Source organism: Mycobacterium sp. (assembly GCF_035506235.1).
GTDB lineage: Bacteria > Actinomycetota > Actinomycetes > Mycobacteriales > Mycobacteriaceae > Mycobacterium.
Map to the genome: position 1 here is coordinate 1 of NZ_DATJPU010000010.1, position 15,980 is coordinate 15,980.

The window sequence follows — 15,980 nt, forward strand, 5'->3', positions numbered from 1 at the left end:
GCGTCCACCATCCGCCGGTGGCGCACATCGCATCCGCGGCAAGGACCGGCGTTCGTACGAGTTTCGAATCGGGTGTACGTGTACAACTCCAACGATGTCGAGGCGTGGTTGGCCAGTCGTCGCGTAGATCCTAGTGAGGCAGCGTAATGGCCGACGGACTCGATCTGCCGCTCGGCATTTCACTGTCCGCGGATATCGAGCCGCGAAAGGGCGCTGCCGAAGCCCACAGAGCCAGGGTGCGGTGGTTCGATCCTGTCACCAAAAAGCGCTTCTCAAAGTCGGAAACCTTCGCAACGCGCGCAGATGCTGAGGGCTGGGTAAGGCGGACTCGGCAACTGGCCGGTCGCGGAATCGATCCGAACACTGCGACCACAACCTTGTCCGCCTACGGCGAAGCCAACATGAAGTTGGCCCTGCGAGGGCTGGAGGGCAAGACAACCGATCCGTATCTAGCCGGCTGGCGCAAGCGGGTCGTGCCGAGCCTCGGGCACCTGCCTATCACCATGATCACCAACGGCGCCGTCGACCGAGCCGTATACGCATGGATTTCGGATGACTGCGGCCGATCAACTGTCAAGAACAGCCTTGCGGTACTTGTCCGCGTGATGGAACAGGCAGTACGCGACGGGCTGATCGACCGCAATCCAGCACGCATCAGCGGCTGGCAGCGCGAGTACAAGCTGGCCGAAGACGAGCTCGACGACCCGCGATCGCTCGCGCTTCCTGACTGGGCTGCGCTGATGGGTCTCGCGGATGCTCTCGTTGCGAGGTCGGCTGACCAGTACCAAGGATGGGGCGATGCTGTCATTTTCGAGGCATGTACCGCCGCGCGTATCGGTGAAGTGTCGGGCTGCTTGGTCCGCGACATCAATACCGATGACTGGATATGGACAGTGCGTCGTCAGACAACTCCCTCGCCTGGCGAGCTACAGGAAGGACGAACCACGGCGTCCGGCGGCGGCCTGGTCGACAAGAACACCAAGGGACGGCGGGCGCGTCAAGTTCCGTTGATTCACGCCATCCGCGCCCTGGTTCAGCGCCGAATCGACATGGCCGGTGGTGACCCCGACGTCCGGCTTTTCACCGGCCCGAGGGGTGGGAGGATCACCACGGCCACGCTTCGGGATGCAACTTGCTGGGACGAGGTCGTCACCAAGCTTGGCTACGAGGAGCTCAAGCGTCACAGCTTGCGGCACACCGGGCTGACGTGGATGGCTGACGCCGGGCGTGCCCGTGCACGTGCTCCGGAAGATCGCCGGCCACGCTGATCTCAGCACGACACAGCGGTACCTCCACCCCGACCGGCAGTCGGTTGCGGGTGCCGGCGACCTGCTGTCGAAGCACTTGTGGTCCCAAAATGGTCCCCAGCTCCGGGTCGTCTGATCCACTACCCAAGACATCGCGGCAGCTCAGAGCCTATTTCACATCGTCGGGCTGACAGGATTTGAACCTGCGACCACTTGACCCCCAGTCAAGTGCGCTACCAAACTGCGCCACAGCCCGGATGCCGCCGGAATCACCGGCAGCAGGTCGACAGCCTACCGCAGACGACCCGACACCTTACGAATGCCCGAGCGACCTGCGCGTCTTCCCCACCCAGGCCAGCAGGGCGTCCGCTAGCTCCGATTCCCGGCAGTAGAACCGCTGCGCCGGCACGGGCACGCTGACCGCCACCAGCTGCTTGCCCACCCCAGGCAGAACGGCGCCCACGGCGCACACGCCTTCCGTCTGCTCCTCGCGGTCATACGCGACACCCTCAGCGCGTATGCGTTCGAGCTCCTTGCGTAGCGCCGCCAGCGTCGTAATCGTGTTGTCGGTCAGCCTGGCCAGCCGACTCGGCAACGCCTGCGCCTGCTGCTCGGGCGGCAGGTTGGCCAGCAGCGCCTTGCCATTGGCGCAGCAGTGCAGCGGAAACGACTCGCCGACCGCGCTGATCGCCCGTAGGCGGTGCGGCGAGACGACCTGGTCGACGAACGTCACGCGGTCACCATCGAGAATCGACAGGTCCACCGTCTCCTCCAGCTCGCGCGACAGCTCCTCCATGAACGGGTGCACATCCATCACCACGCCGAGCCGCACGGTGGCGGCCATGCGCGCGATCTCGGGCCCGAGCCGATACGGGCCGCGCGCCCCCCTCGAGGCCACCAGGCCCTCGTCGTCCAGGGCCCCCAAGATCCGGCTGACCGTCGAGCGGGCCATGCCGAGCCGCTCCCCGATCTCGGCCTGGCTGAGCCCACCGGGGTGAGCCTGCAAGAGTCGCAAAATCTCGGCTGCGCGCGCGATGACCTGAATGCCGGCACCGTCGGAAGTCACGCCGCCGCACCGGTCTCGAGGCGGTAGGTCCCAGTGGGATCGACGATCGCGACCAGCCGCACGATGCAGCCGTCGCCGCCCACCCAGCGCCACGGGAACGCGGCGAAGGTGACGCGCTTGCCGGTGACCTTGTCCAGCTCTCCGCCAACATTCTCGAAGCCATAGATGCCCTTGGACAGGATCGCGCGGTGGCACGGCTCCCACTCGGGGAAGTCATCGAGCACCTTGCGGCCGGTCTCCTCCTCGTATTCCCTTACCGCCCAGGGCAATAGGCCACCGGCGTGTTCGGCCGGGCCGTGCGGGGCGATCGAGGTGGCCATCGGGTGATCCAACGCCTGGGTATCGGTGCCCACCGCCTTGACGCCCTTAGCCGCAAACCACTCCCCTGCCTCTTTGTAGAAGCCCGGCGAGTAGGCGTAGTACTCGGCGCTGTCGGCGTACGTGTGATGCCAGCCGGTGTTGACGATGACGATGTCGCCGGGCCGGATCTGTGGTGTGGCCTTCTCCAGGTCCTCCGCGGTGACGACCTCCCACTTCTTCTTCGGGATGGACACGACGACGCCGGTACCGAAAAACGCGCTCAGCGGCATCTCGTGCAGAAAGGGTGTGCCCTCGACGACGTGCGCGGGCGCGTCGATGTGCGTGCCGGAATGCATGACGGTGGTGATCTTTTGGGTCAGCACCCGGCTTCGGGCCATGTTGTGCAGGCGTTCGATCTTCACGTCCTCGAAGTACGGCCACGCCGGCACGCCATGACCCCATGGGTGGGACAGGTCGTAGAACTCCAACTTCGACTCGGCTTCGCCGAGCGGCCAACTGATACTCATGATTTCCTTTCGATCAACAGGCCGTGTAGCCGCCGTCGAGATACATCACCTGGCCGGTGAAGAAGCTCGACGCGTCGCTGAGCAGATAGATCAGGGCGCCGACGAAGTCGTCGGGTTCGGCAAAGCGGCGCAACGGGATTCGGGCGAACATCGCCTCCCGGGTTTGGCGGCCCTTCTCGTCCTCGGCAAACATCCACTCGGTCAGCTCGGACCGGAACACCGTTGGGGCCAAGGCATTTACCCGGATACCGGCCGCGCCCCACTCCGCCGCCAGGCTCTTGGCCAACAGATCGGTGGCGCCCTTCGACGGACAATAAGCGCTGTAGCCGGCCGGGTGGCCGAGGGAACCGCGAACCGAAGAGACGAGCACGACGCTGCCGCCGGCGCCCTGCTCGAGCAGGACGCGCCCGGCCGCCTGGCAGACCAGCCAGGCGCCGCGGGCGTTCGCGCCCATCACCCTGTCGAAATTCTCGACCGCCATCTCGGTGATGGGCGCGACGTGGTTCATGCCCGACGCCACCAGGACCCCGTCGAGTCGGCCATGCCGGGCGACGGCAGCCTCCACCATCTCCTGGGCGTCGGCCGGGGTCTCGGGCCGGCGGGTGACCACCGCGGCGTCGTCGATTCCCAGGTCGCGCAGTGCCGCTGCGTTGCCGCCGGTCAGCGTCAACCGGGCGCCCGCCTCGGCCAGCGCCCGCGCGGCGACGCTGCCGAGGGCGCCGCTGGCGCCGGTGACCAGTATCGACTTGTCCTGAACGCTGAACAGCTTCATCGCTGTCTCCGTAATTCCTACGATGCGGGTATATCAACCCGATATACAAGAAACAGTAAAGAGCCACGCCGGGCGAAGTCAACCGATTAATCCTGTGATACAGCTTTCATATCCCGCACTGCGGGAGAGAACGGGAAGTGATACCGCCGGCGCTACCGGATTCGAGGGCCGCCTAGTGGTCCGGAGAGGCGGCAAGCGCGAGGACGCTCAGCGCCGCTTCGCTCCCCGCTTCTCGCGCACGCGCACGTTGATCCGGATGGGGCTGCCCTCGAACCCGAACGTCTCGCGCAGCCGCCGCTCCAGGAAGCGTCGGTAGCCGGCCTCCAAGAAACCCGTGGTGAACAGCACGAACGTCGGCGGGCGGGCGGTGGCCTGGGTGGCGAACAGGATGCGCGGTTGCTTCCCGCCGCGGACCGGCGGTGGCGTCGCCGCCACCACTTCCTTGATCCACGTGTTCAGCTGCCCGGTGGAAATCCGCGCGTCCCAGGACTCCAGCGCGGTCTCCATCGCCGGCACCAGCTTCTGCACCGCGCGCCCCGTCTTGGCGGAGATGTTGACCCGCTGCGCCCACCCCAGCTGCGCCAGCTCGCGGTCGATCTCGCGCTCGAGCAGCTCGCGGCGGTCCTCGTCAACCAGGTCCCACTTGTTGAACGCCAGCACCAGCGCCCGGCCGGCCTCGATCACCATCGACAGCACGCGCTGGTCCTGCTCGGTCAGCGGCCGCGATGCGTCGATCAGCACGATCACCACCTCGGCCGCATCGATGGCCGAGTGGGTGCGCACCGACGCGTAGAACTCGTGCCCGCTGGCCTGGCCCACTTTGCGCCGCAGGCCCGCGGTGTCCACGAACCGCCAGACCTTGCCGCCCAGCTCGATGAGCGAGTCCACCGGATCCACCGTCGTCCCGGCGACCTCGTGGACCACCGAACGCTGGTCGCCCGCAAGCTTGTTCAGCAGCGAGCTCTTGCCCACGTTGGGCTTGCCGACCAGCGCCACCCGCCGCGGCCCACCCGCCGCCGCCGGCGCCGCCTCCGACACTCCCCCGCGAGCGGGAGGTACCCCCACGGGCAGCGCGGCGAGCACCTCGTCGAGCAGATCGGCGACGCCGCGGCCGTGCATCGCGCTGATGGCGTGCGGCTCGCCGAGCCCCAGCGACCACAGCTCGGCGACGTCGGCTTCGCCCTTCTCGCTGTCAACCTTGTTGGCGGCCAGGAAGACCGGCTTGCCCGAACGCAGCAGGATGCGCGCGGCGGCCTCGTCGGCGGCGGTGGCGCCGACGGTCGCATCGACCACCAGGATCACCGCGTCGGCGGTGCGCATGGCGACCGACGCCTGCTCGGCCACTAGCTGTTGCAGGCCCTTGGCGTCGGGCTCCCACCCGCCGGTGTCCTGCACGACGAAGCGGCGCCCGGTCCACAGCGCATCGTAGGAAACGCGGTCGCGCGTCACGCCGGGGACGTCCTGCACCACCGCCTCGCGACGGCCGAGAATCCGGTTAACCAGGGTCGACTTGCCGACGTTGGGTCGGCCCACCACCGCGACCACCGGCGCCGGGCCGGGATCTTCGAAATCCTCGGCTCCGGAATCGATTGCTTCCCAGTCGCTTTCGTTGACCCAGGTGCCGTCCTGCGTCACCGCACCGCCCCGCTTCGCTGCCGTACCAACTCGAGCAGGTGGGCAATCACCTGCGCCTCGGTCATGTCGCTGGTGTCGACGACCACCGCGTCGGGGGCCGCGCGCAGCGGCGACACCGGCCGGGTGGAATCGAGATGGTCGCGGCGCCGCACGTCGGCCAGCACGGCCTCGTAGTCGCCGGGCAGACCCGACGCGACATTCTGGTCGTTGCGCCGCTTGGCCCGGGTTTCGGCGGAGGCGGTCAGGAAGATCTTCACCGGCGCGTCGGGCAACACCACGGTTCCGATGTCGCGGCCCTCGACGACGACGCTGCCCGGGCCACGGGCCATCGACCGCTGCAGGGCGACCAACCGGGCGCGCACCGCCGGTACCGACGATACCGCCGAGACGGCACGGGTAACCTCGTCACCGCGGATCTCCACCGAAACGTTCTCTCCGGCAAGATAACACCGATCATCATCGGGGTCGTAGCTGACCGACAGCTGCACCTGCGAAGCGATAGCCGCGACGGCCTCGGCGTCGGCCGGGTCGACCCCGGCGCGCAGCACCGCCAGCGTCACGGTCCGGTACATCGCCCCGGTGTCGAGGTAGCGGGCGCCCAGCGCGCGTGCCAACCCCTTTGACACCGAGGACTTTCCGGTCCCGGCGGGGCCGTCGATGGCAACAACGACGCCCGTCACAGCCCAACCGCCTTGTACAGTTGCCCGACCTCGTCGCGCCGCAACGCGCGGATGCTGCCCGGGCGCTGCTCCCCCAACGACACCGCGCCGATGTCGGTGCGCACCAGCGACTCCACCGGATGGCCAACCGCCGCCAGCAGCCGGCGCACGATGCGGTTGCGTCCTTCGTGTAACGTCAAGCGCACCAACGTCTTTCCGGGGATGGCGTCCACCACCGCGAAATCGTCGACCCGCGCCATCCCGTCCTCCAGCTCGATCCCGGCGCGCAGCTTCTTGCCCAGCCCACGCGGCACGGTCCCGCTCACCGTCGCCAGATACGTCTTGGGCACCTCGTGGGAGGGGTGCATCAACCGGTGCGCCAGCTCGCCGTCGTTGGTCAGCAGGATCAGGCCCTCGGTGTCGGCGTCCAATCGGCCGACGTGAAACAGCTTCTTGTTGCCACGCACCCGGCGCTCGACCAGGTCGCCGATGCAGGGCCGGCCGCGGTCGTCGGACATCGTCGAGTGCACGCCGCGCGGCTTGTTCAGCGCCAGGTACACCAGCGAGTCGTCGAGGAGCACCCTGACGCCGTCGACGCGGATCACCGAGACGTCCGGGTCGACCCGGGTGCCCAGTTCGGTCACCACCTGTCCGTCCACCTCGACACGGCCATCGAGGATCAACTTCTCGGCGGCCCGCCGCGACGCAATTCCGGCCTGGGACAAGACTTTTTGTAGACGGACCCCTTGCGTGTCGACCATCAATCCTTGTCCACGTCGAAGGACAGCGACTCCTCGGACGCCGAACCGCCCGCGAGTTTGATGAAACGTGGCTCGCTGTCCAGGGATTCGCTCAGGTCCTCGATCGTGTCGACGTCGGGAAGCAGCGGCGCGATGTCGGGGAGGTCGGCCAGCGACGTCAGCCCCAGCCGCTCCAAGAACAGCTCGGTGGTCGCGAACGTCGTGGCGCCGGTGTCGTCGTCGATCCCGGCCTCGGTGATCAGGCCGCGCGCCAGCAGGGTGCGCATGACGGCGTCGACGTTGACGCCGCGCACCGCGCTCACCCGCGCCCGCGTCACGGGCTGCCGATAGGCGACCACGGCCAGCGTCTCCAGCGCCGCCCGCGTGAGCTTGGACCGCGCGCCGTCCAGCAGCAGCTTCTCCACATAGGGCGCGAACCGGGCGCGGGTGTACATCCGCCAGCCCTCGCTGGTTTGGCGCAGATCGATGCCGCTGTCGCGCTCGGTGAGCTCGTCGGCGAGCTGCTGCAGCCTGGCGGCGATGCGGTAGACGGGTTGCTGGGTGGCCGCGCCCAGCGCCTCGGCGGTGACGGGGCTGTCCACCACCAGCAACAGCGCCTCCAGCACGGAGCCGAGCTCGCCGGCGTCCATCGGCGCCGCCTCGGCGATATCGATACCCAGATCGATTTCGGGCAACTCGTCGGTCATCTGCGCCGCTCCTCCTCACCGCTGCGCGTTGCATCGTCGACGGCGCGGGTCATTCGTCCCGCACTTCTACCGGACGCTCCCCGGTCCACGAAATTTGGAGCACGCCAAGCGGCTCTGACTGGTCGAATGCTACCGTCCGCGTCCGATACAGCTCGAGCAGCGCAAGGAAGCGCCCGACGACCTCCATCGGCGCCTGACAGTCGGCGACCAGCTCGGAAAACGTCGCCCAGTGGCCGCTGCCCCGGGCTTCCAGGATGGCCAGCAGCTTTTCGGCCTGCTCGGGGACCGAGACCTGGAGCTCGTGGAGGTGACCGATGGCCACCGTCGGGACCGGCCGCGGGGTGAACGCGACCGCGGCGATCTGGGCGAAGCGTTCTGCGTCGACGCCGAGCATCACCTCGGGGAGCAGCTCGGTGAACCGGTCCTCCAGCGACACCGCGCGCGGATAGCTGCGCAGCGCGGCGGCCTCCAGCTCGGCGAACATCTCCGCGACGTGCTTGAACGCGCGGTATTGCAGCAGCCGGGCGAACAGCAGGTCGCGCACCTCCAGCAGCGCCAGGTCCTCGTCGTCGTCGACCTGCCCGGCCGGCAGCAGCCGGGCGGCCTTGAGGTCGAGCAGCGTCGCGGCAATCACCAGGAACGCGGTGGTCTCCTCCAGGCCCAGCTGGGAACCGATCTCTTTGGTGTAGGCGATGAATTCGTCGGTGACCTGGTGCAGCGCCACCTCGGTGACGTCGAGGCGATGGGCGAAGATCAGCTGCAACAGCAGGTCGAACGGCCCCTCGAAGTTGGTCAGGCGGACCTGAAAGCCGTTCCTGGCTGGCGCCTCACCGTTGGCGGTGCCGTTCACGCGCCGAATCGGTGGATGAACTCGCGGGCCAACGCGCGGTAGGCGATCGCCCCGGTCGATTTGGGCGCCCAGGTGGTGATGGGCTCGCCGGCCACGGTGGTCTCCGGGAATCGCACGGTCCGGGTGACCACGGTGTCGAACACCAGGTCGCCGAACCGCTCCACGACGCGGGCCATAACCTCGCGCGAATTCACGGTGCGCGGGTCGTAGCGGGTGAGCAGGATGCCGCTGATCACCAGCTTCGGGTTGAGCCGGTCGCGGACCTTATCGACGGTGTCGGTGAGCAGCGCCAGGCCGCGCAGCGAGAAGAACTCGCACTCGGTCGGGATCACCACGCCATCCGAGCAGGCCAGCCCGTTGACCGTGAGCAGGCCCAGCGACGGCTGGCAGTCGATCAGCACGTAGTCGTAGCGGTCCAGCACCGGATACAGCGCGCGGCCCAAGGTCTGCTCGCGGCCCACCTCGTTGACCAACTGGATCTCGGCGGCCGACAGGTCGATGTTGCTGGGCACCAGGTCCATGTGGTTGACCCGCGTGGAGAGCAGCACGTCGTCGATCGACACCCGCGGTTCCACCAGCACGTTGTGGATCGTCTTCTCCAGCTCGTAGTGCGGGACGCCCAGGCCCGCGGACAGCGCGCCCTGCGGATCCATGTCCACCAGCAACACCCGCCTGCCGTACTCCGCGAGGGCGGCTCCCAGGTTGATCGTCGAGGTGGTCTTCCCGACGCCGCCCTTCTGGTTGCACATCGCGACGACCTTGGCCGGGCCGTGCGAGGTGCGCGGCGCCGGCTCGGGGATCGCCCGCGGCGGGCGTCCCGTCAAGCCGATCTCGACGCCGTTGTCCGGGTGCTCGGTCATCACGCCCGGCGTGTTCGGGAGGTGAACATCGCAGCAAAGTCTAACGGCTCCGCGCCCGGAAGCCGGGCGACCCGCAGGCGAGTCACCAGCCAATTGGCAGAAATCCCTGATGGGACGCCACGTTGCACACAGGGTTAACTTCAGTCACACCAGCACCATTGGAGGGGGTGCGGGGCGCCCGCACTATCGTGGGCCTCATGAACCTCAAGCGACGCCTGCCCATCCTGCGCTGGTCGGTGTGGCGGATGGCCGCCGGGAATCGCAACATCACCACCACGGGCCAGATCGGCGACGGGCGCGAGGCCGCCGCGGTCGAGTACGTCGTCAAGAACGCCCGGGCCGGCGACGTCGACGACGTGCTGGCCACCATCGACGAGTTCGCCTACGAGAAGTCGATGCTGATCAACGTCGGCGACGAGAAGGGCCTGCTGCTCGACGCCGCCGTGCGGCGCGCCGACCCCGCGCTGGCGCTCGAGCTGGGCACCTACTGCGGCTACGGCGCGCTGCGGATCGCGCGCGCCGCCCCCGGGGCGCAGGTGTATTCCGTCGAGCTCGCCGAGGCCAACGCGGCCAACGCCCGGCGGATCTGGGAGCACGCGGGCGTCGCCGACCGGGTGACGTGCGTCGTCGGCACCATCGGTGACGGCGGGCGCACGCTCGACGCGCTGGCAGATGAGCACGGATTTCGCGTTCTTCGACCACGACAAGGATGCCTATCTCGATGACCTGATGAGCATTCTCGACCGGGGCTGGCTGCGCCCGGGCGCGGTCGTTGTCGCCGACAACGTCAGGATCCCCGGCGCGCCGAAGTACCGCGAGTACATGCGCCGACAACAGGGCACGCTGTGGAAGACCGTCGAGCACAAGGCGCACCTCGAATACCAGTCGTTGGTGTCCGACCTGGTGCTGGAGTCGGAATTCGTGGGCTCGTTTTCCCGCGAGCAGACACAAAAGCCCCCTATTTCGGCTCTAGATGGGGGCTTGTGCGTCTGCTCGCGCCACCTATTGCGCCCTCGGGTGGGCCCCGGCCCACACCTCGCGCAACGCGTGCACGGTGACCAGCGTGTAGATCTGCGTGGTCGTCACCGAGGCGTGACCCAGTAACTCCTGAACGACGCGAACGTCCGCGCCGCCCTCGAGCAGGTGGGTCGCGAAGGAATGCCGCAACATGTGCGGCGAGACACCCGAGGTGATGCCGGCGCGCTCGGCGGCGTCCTGCAGCACCTGCCACGCGCTCTGCCGCGACAGCCGGCCGCCGCGCGCGTTGAGGAAGGTGGCGGGCGTGCCGCGGCCCCGGCGCGCAAGATCGGGGCGGCCGCGCACCAGATATGCGTCCAGCGCCTGCACGGCGGGGCGCCCGATCGGCACCAGCCGCTGCTTGCCGCCCTTGCCGCGCAGCAGCACGGAGCGGGCCTCGGTGTCGATGTCGTCGACGTCGAGGCCGACGGCCTCGGAGATCCGAGATCCGGTGGAATACAACAACTCGAGCAGCGCGCGGTTGCGCAGCGTCAGCGGGCCGTCGCTCGGGCTGTCGCCGCCCGCGCCTTCCAGCAGCGCCAGCACCTCTTCGATCGTCAGGCTTTTGGGGAGCCGGCGGCCGGGGGTCGGCGGCCGGACGGCCCGCGCCACATCCAGTTCGGCGAGGCCTTCGGCGGCGGCGAACCGGTGCAAGCCGCGCACCGCGATCAGGGCGCGCGCGGCCGACACCGCGGACAGCGCCGCGATCCCGGTGTCCGGATCGCCGCGGCGCAGCGCCACCAGAAACTCGCTGACGTCGTCCTCGCCGACCTTGGCCAGGTCGTGAATTCCGCGGTCGGACAGGTGCTTGCTGTAGCGGCGCAGGTCACGGCGATAGGAGCTCAGTGTGTTCTTCGCCACGCCCCGCTCGATCGTCAGGTGGTCGAGGTAGCCCTGAAGTTGTGTCTCCAGCGCCACCGCCGTCATCGCGCGACCTTGCGCGCGGCGAACGCGGTCGGCTTGTCGATCCACGGGCTGTCCGCCGGGCGCGGCTGCGCGAACCCATCCGTCACCGCGTGCGCGGCCAGAATCCCCGCCACCGCAACGGCATTGACGATCTCGCCGCTGAACGCCATGCGGGCCGCGTCCCCGACGGGAAACCAGCGCATCGTCATGTCGGCTTCTTCGTGATGCGCCTCGGGCCGGTCCACCTCGGTGAGTCCGGTGGCCAGGTAAACCCGCACCGATTCGTCGCTGAAACCAGGTGCGGCATTCAAGTCGACCAGCACCTGCCAAGTGCTGGCTTGCAGTCCGACCTCCTCTTGGAGTTCGCGGATCGCCGTTTTCTGCGGCGGCTCCCCGACGATGTCGAGCAGCCCGGCCGGCAGCTCCCACAACCGTCGAGCGAACGCATGGCGGTATTGGTAGATCATCGCAATGTTGTTGTCGGCATCCAGTGCGGCGATGGCGACCGCCCCGTAGTGCTCGACGACTTCACGTACCGCGATGGTACCGCCGGGCATCCGGACCCGGTCACTGCGCAGCGCGAATATTTTGCCTGTATACAGCGTTTCGGATGACGCCGTCTCGAAGTCGTGTTCAGCCACGGGCCGCGGGCTCGGGTAGCGGCCGCTGAACGCTGTCTCGATGCTGGGTGCCGTTGGGCGAGTGCTGCTCGGGAATTTCCACCGGCAGCTGCTCGCCCGCCTTGTAGTCGAGGGCCGCCTTGACGAACGCCACGAACAGCGGGTGTGGCCGGGTGGGCCGGCTCTTCAGTTCGGGGTGCGCCTGGGTGCCGACGATGAACGGATGCACGTCGGGCGGGTATTCGACGAACTCGACCAGGTGGCCGTCGGGCGAGGTCCCCGAGAAACGCAGGCCGCTTTCGGCGATCTTGTCGCGGTAGGCGTTGTTGACCTCGTAGCGGTGCCGGTGCCGCTCGGACACCTCGGTGGCCCCATACGCCTGGGCCACAATCGAATTCGCCTCCAGCACCGCCGGGTATGCGCCCAGCCGCATGGTGCCGCCGAGGTCGGCCTCGCCGGCGACGATCTGCTCCTGGTCGGCCATCGTCGAGATCACGGGATGCGGTGTGCCCGGCTCGAATTCGGCCGAGTTGGCCTCCGTGAGACCCGCCGAGCGCGCCGCCTCGATCACGATGCACTGCAGCCCGAGGCACAGCCCCAGCACCGGCAGCCCGCGGGCCCGGGCATGGCGGATGGCGCCGATCTTGCCCTCGATGCCGCGGATGCCGAACCCGCCGGGAATCAGCACACCGTGCACGTCGTCCAGCGCGGAAGCCGCATCGCCGTCGCTCGCGCACTCGTCGGAGGCCACCCACACCATCTCCACCTTGGCGTGATGCTTGAACCCGCCGGCGCGCAGCGCCTCGGTGACCGACAGGTAGGCGTCGGACAGTTCGACGTACTTGCCCACCAGCGCGATTCGCACCGTCTCGTGCGGTTCATGCACCCGGCGCAGCAGGTCGTCCCATTCGGTCCAGTCGACGTCGCGGAACGGCAGGTTCAGTCGGCGCACCACGAACGCGTCGAGTTCCTCGCGGTGCAACACCTTCGGGATGTCATAGATCGACTTCGCGTCGGGGGTGGAGATGACGCCGTCGATGTCGACGTCGCAGCTCAGCGCGATCTTGTTCTTCAGCGCTTCGGGTACGTCCCGGTCGCAGCGCAGGATCAGCGCGTCGGGGGTGATGCCGATGCTGCGCAGCGCGGCCACCGAGTGCTGGGTGGGCTTGGTCTTGAGCTCTCCCGAGGGGGCCAGGTAGGGCACCAGCGACACGTGCAGAAAGAAGACGTTTTCCCGGCCGAGGTCGTGGCGCACCTGTCGCGCGGCCTCCAGAAAGGGCTGCGACTCGATATCGCCCACGGTGCCGCCGATTTCGGTGATGACGACGTCCGGGCGATTCCCGTCGGCGTCCGGCTGGGCCATCGCCATGATGCGCCGCTTGATCTCGTCGGTGATGTGCGGGATGACCTGGACCGTGTCGCCGAGGTACTCGCCGCGCCGCTCCTTCGCGATGACGGTCGAGTACACCTGCCCGGTCGTGACATTCGCAGAGCCCGACAGGTTGCGATCCAGGAACCGCTCGTAGTGGCCGACGTCGAGGTCGGTCTCGGCGCCGTCCTCTGTGACGAACACCTCGCCGTGCTGGAACGGGTTCATCGTGCCCGGGTCGACGTTGAGGTACGGGTCGAGCTTTTGCATCGTCACGTGCAACCCGCGGGCCGTCAGTAGCTGCCCAAGGCTGCTGGCGGTCAGCCCCTTGCCGAGCGACGAAGCAACCCCACCGCTGACGAAGAGGTGCTTGGTGGCGGTTTGCGGGTGCTTTCGCAACAGGCGACCTCCGTGAAGACGGGCAGGGCTTGAAGTTTGTCTAGCGATTAACTAGATGGGCCTGCCGACCCACGGAAACCCACCCTAACATCCACGACGCCGTGTCGCGGGGAACACGCCCGCTACTGCGGCGCGGTGATCGAGGTGGCCCCGTGGCCGGTGCCGTACTGCCCGACGTGGTTGCCGTTGATCAGGTCGTGCAGGCCCAGCACCGCGGTGATGCGCCCGGGCGCGACGTCGATGTCGTCGACGGTGCTGATGGCCGACGACATGCCGGCGTCGGCGCGGGTGACGGCGACCGCGGCGCCCCCCGTCGCCGAACCGTCGCGCCCCGCCAGCAGGGTGCCCGAGCCGTGCGGGGCCATCGCGGCGGAGAACCGGGCCACGCTGACGCCTTGGTTGCCGGCGTCTTGGGATAACGCGCCGCCGGTGACGACCAGCGCGGCGTTAGCCGCCCCCAGGCGGTCGGCGGGCTGGTAGGTGATGAAGCCGGTGTCGCGCAGCGAGGCCAGCACGGTGTCGCGCTGGGGATCGTCGACGGGCGACACGGCCGGGTTGGCGTTGATCAGCAAGGCGATGCCCAGCAGGTCGCCGGCCTGCGAGCCCTGGTCGACGAGCTTGGTGCTCAACTGCTGACCGGCGGGCAGGATCGACGAGTTCACCACCGTCCGAAGCTTCTCCGCCGAGTTGGCGTCGACGAACTCCTGCGTCAGCGACACCGTTCCGGTGACCGTCCCGCCGGCCTGGCCGATGAATTTCGAGACCGCGGCGACGTCGTCATCCTTGGCGTCGGGGGTGCGGAACACGACCACCGATTTTCCGCCGAGGGCGTCGTGCACGATTCGGCCGGCCAGCTGGTTATCGAAATTGTTTGCCGCGGCGAGCTTTTCGTTCATCACGTTCTTTTGGTCGTTGAGCCCGTTGATCTGTGTGTACAGGTCACGCTTCTCGTCACGCAGGCTGGACAGCAGGGTGTCCGACAAGAATCCGGAGCCCAGCACGACTCCCACGGCCAGCGCCAGGAAGACGGCGGCCAGCGACAGGGCATGTTGGCGTAACGAGATCATTTACCGCACCGTCCTCGGACTAGGTGATCAGGTGCTGCACCCAGAGGCAGAGGTGGTTCCAGTAGTGGGTGATCCAGTGCAGCACCACGCCGTCGGTCCGGGACACCCACAGCGCCACGATGACGGCGATCAGCATCGTCAGTGCCAGCAGCGCGATGGCGCCCGCCGAAATGTGGTTGCGGTACAGCGTGGCAACGGCTTTGGCGTCCACCACCTTCTCCCCCACCCGAAGCCTGGTCAGAAACGTCGAGGGGTTGCTTTGCGCGCGCGTCCGGTCGAAGAACGTCTCGATGTTGGCGGTGTGGCCGGCCGTCACGAGCAGCGCGGCGCCGTGATGGTCGGCCAGCAGCAGGGCCAGGTCGACCGCGGAACCCGCCGCCGGGAAGGTCATCGCGCCGACGCCCAGATCCTGGATCCGTTCCAGCCCGGGCGCGTGGCCGTCGGCGTCGGCGGGCAGGACGACGTGGGCACCGCACTTGAGGGCGTCGGTGCTGATCTTGTCGGGGTCCCCGACGATGATCTGGGGCCGATACCCGGCCTTGCGCAACACATCCGCGCCGGTATCGACGCCGATGAGCACCGGCTGGTACTCCTTGATGAACGGCTTCAGCGAGCGCAGGTCGTCCTCGGCGCTGGGCTCGTCGGCCACGATCACCACGTGCCGGCGGCGCAGGTCGACGTCGATGTCGGGGATGCCGATACCGTCGATCAGCAACGGGCTTTCGCTCTTGATGAACTCAATCGTGTTGCCGGCGAACGCCTCCAGGTGGGCGGCCAGGCCGCTCTTGGCCTCGCGCATCAGGTCGGCGATGTCGTGGTCGGTGCGTTCGGTGCCGCGGACCAGGCGGCGGTCGCCGGAGTACACCCCGCCCTCGTGGAGGCGAATCTTGGCGCCGTCCTTGACCTTCTTGAAGACCTCGGGCCCGGTCTCGTCGATGAGGGTCACGCCGTTGTTGACCAGAACCTCGGGCCCCAGGTTGGGATAGCGGCCCGAGACCGACGGTGAGGCGTTGACGACGGCGGCGATGTCGGCCTCGACCAGCGCGTCCGCGGTGATGCGGTCCAGATCCAAGATGTCGAGGACCACGATGTCGCCGGGACACACCCTGCGCAGCAGGCGGTCGATGTTCCGGTCGACCCGGGCGGTGCCCGTGAGGCCGGGCCGGGACGTGTTACGCGATAGCAGACCTGACATCTTCATGGGGGCGATTCTGTCGGTGAAGCCCGGGGCAGGCGAGT

At 68.1% G+C, this 15,980-nt stretch carries 15 protein-coding genes, 1 tRNA gene and 1 pseudogene; 2 read left to right on the top strand and 15 right to left on the bottom strand.

The features are described 5' to 3' along the window. Positions 1-146: 146 nt before the first annotated feature. Positions 147-1,268, top strand: a complete 1,122-nt coding sequence (locus VMD50_RS01265; protein WP_325424070.1) for a site-specific integrase — start codon at positions 147-149, stop codon at positions 1,266-1,268. Between the two features lie 161 nt (positions 1,269-1,429). On the opposite strand, the gene VMD50_RS01270 is transcribed toward VMD50_RS01265, so the two are convergent. The 10 genes from VMD50_RS01270 to VMD50_RS01315 form a co-directional block, all read right to left on the bottom strand. Then, positions 1,430-1,503: transfer RNA gene (locus tag VMD50_RS01270), tRNA-Pro, on the bottom strand. A 57-nt stretch (positions 1,504-1,560) separates the two neighbouring features. Continuing rightward, positions 1,561-2,313: an IclR family transcriptional regulator gene (locus VMD50_RS01275; RefSeq protein ID WP_325424072.1), complete on the bottom strand. Its 753-nt coding sequence runs from the start codon at positions 2,311-2,313 to the stop codon at positions 1,561-1,563. Further along, positions 2,310-3,140, bottom strand: coding sequence for a cyclase family protein (locus VMD50_RS01280; protein WP_325424074.1), 831 nt, complete (start codon positions 3,138-3,140; stop codon positions 2,310-2,312). The genes VMD50_RS01275 and VMD50_RS01280 overlap by 4 nt, the downstream gene beginning before the upstream one ends. 13 nt (positions 3,141-3,153) lie before the next feature. After that, the gene (locus VMD50_RS01285; RefSeq protein WP_325424076.1) at positions 3,154-3,912 is read right to left on the bottom strand and encodes an SDR family NAD(P)-dependent oxidoreductase; all 759 of its coding nucleotides are present in this window, start codon (positions 3,910-3,912) and stop codon (positions 3,154-3,156) included. Positions 3,913-4,119: 207 nt separating this feature from the next. Beyond that, positions 4,120-5,547, bottom strand: a complete 1,428-nt coding sequence (gene der / locus VMD50_RS01290) for a ribosome biogenesis GTPase Der (protein WP_325424078.1) — start codon at positions 5,545-5,547, stop codon at positions 4,120-4,122. Further along, positions 5,544-6,227, bottom strand: a complete 684-nt coding sequence (cmk, locus tag VMD50_RS01295) for a (d)CMP kinase (RefSeq protein ID WP_325424080.1) — start codon at positions 6,225-6,227, stop codon at positions 5,544-5,546. The genes der and cmk overlap by 4 nt, the downstream gene beginning before the upstream one ends. Beyond that, on the bottom strand, positions 6,224-6,967 hold the full coding sequence (locus tag VMD50_RS01300) for a pseudouridine synthase (RefSeq protein WP_325424082.1): 744 nt from the start codon (positions 6,965-6,967) through the stop codon (positions 6,224-6,226). The genes cmk and VMD50_RS01300 overlap by 4 nt, the downstream gene beginning before the upstream one ends. After that, the gene (scpB, locus tag VMD50_RS01305) at positions 6,967-7,653 is read right to left on the bottom strand and encodes an SMC-Scp complex subunit ScpB (RefSeq protein WP_325424083.1); all 687 of its coding nucleotides are present in this window, start codon (positions 7,651-7,653) and stop codon (positions 6,967-6,969) included. The genes VMD50_RS01300 and scpB overlap by 1 nt, the downstream gene beginning before the upstream one ends. 49 nt (positions 7,654-7,702) lie before the next feature. Then, positions 7,703-8,503: a segregation/condensation protein A gene (locus VMD50_RS01310; RefSeq protein WP_325424085.1), complete on the bottom strand. Its 801-nt coding sequence runs from the start codon at positions 8,501-8,503 to the stop codon at positions 7,703-7,705. Beyond that, complete coding sequence (locus tag VMD50_RS01315; protein WP_325424087.1) at positions 8,500-9,363, bottom strand: ParA family protein; 864 nt, start codon at positions 9,361-9,363, stop codon at positions 8,500-8,502. The genes VMD50_RS01310 and VMD50_RS01315 overlap by 4 nt, the downstream gene beginning before the upstream one ends. 197 nt (positions 9,364-9,560) lie before the next feature. Between VMD50_RS01315 and VMD50_RS01320 the strand changes: the two are divergent. After that, positions 9,561-10,290, top strand: a pseudogene (locus tag VMD50_RS01320) (O-methyltransferase); the annotation flags it as partial. A gap of 75 nt (positions 10,291-10,365) precedes the next feature. On the opposite strand, the gene xerD reads toward VMD50_RS01320, so the two are convergent. The 5 genes from xerD to steA form a co-directional block, all read right to left on the bottom strand. Further along, positions 10,366-11,307 carry a site-specific tyrosine recombinase XerD gene (gene xerD, locus VMD50_RS01325; RefSeq protein ID WP_325424089.1) on the bottom strand — a complete coding sequence of 314 codons (942 nt, stop codon included), beginning with the start codon at positions 11,305-11,307 and terminating at the stop codon, positions 10,366-10,368. Next, on the bottom strand, positions 11,304-11,927 hold the full coding sequence (locus VMD50_RS01330; RefSeq protein WP_325424091.1) for an NUDIX hydrolase: 624 nt from the start codon (positions 11,925-11,927) through the stop codon (positions 11,304-11,306). The genes xerD and VMD50_RS01330 overlap by 4 nt, the downstream gene beginning before the upstream one ends. After that, positions 11,920-13,674, bottom strand: coding sequence for a CTP synthase (locus VMD50_RS01335; protein WP_325424093.1), 1,755 nt, complete (start codon positions 13,672-13,674; stop codon positions 11,920-11,922). Before VMD50_RS01335 ends, VMD50_RS01330 begins: the two co-directional genes overlap by 8 nt. A gap of 122 nt (positions 13,675-13,796) precedes the next feature. Continuing rightward, entirely contained in the window at positions 13,797-14,741 is a 945-nt protein-coding gene (locus VMD50_RS01340) for a copper transporter (RefSeq protein WP_325424095.1), read from the bottom strand. A 19-nt stretch (positions 14,742-14,760) separates the two neighbouring features. After that, positions 14,761-15,942: a putative cytokinetic ring protein SteA gene (gene steA / locus VMD50_RS01345; protein ID WP_325424097.1), complete on the bottom strand. Its 1,182-nt coding sequence runs from the start codon at positions 15,940-15,942 to the stop codon at positions 14,761-14,763. Between the last annotated feature and the right edge of the window lie 38 nt (positions 15,943-15,980).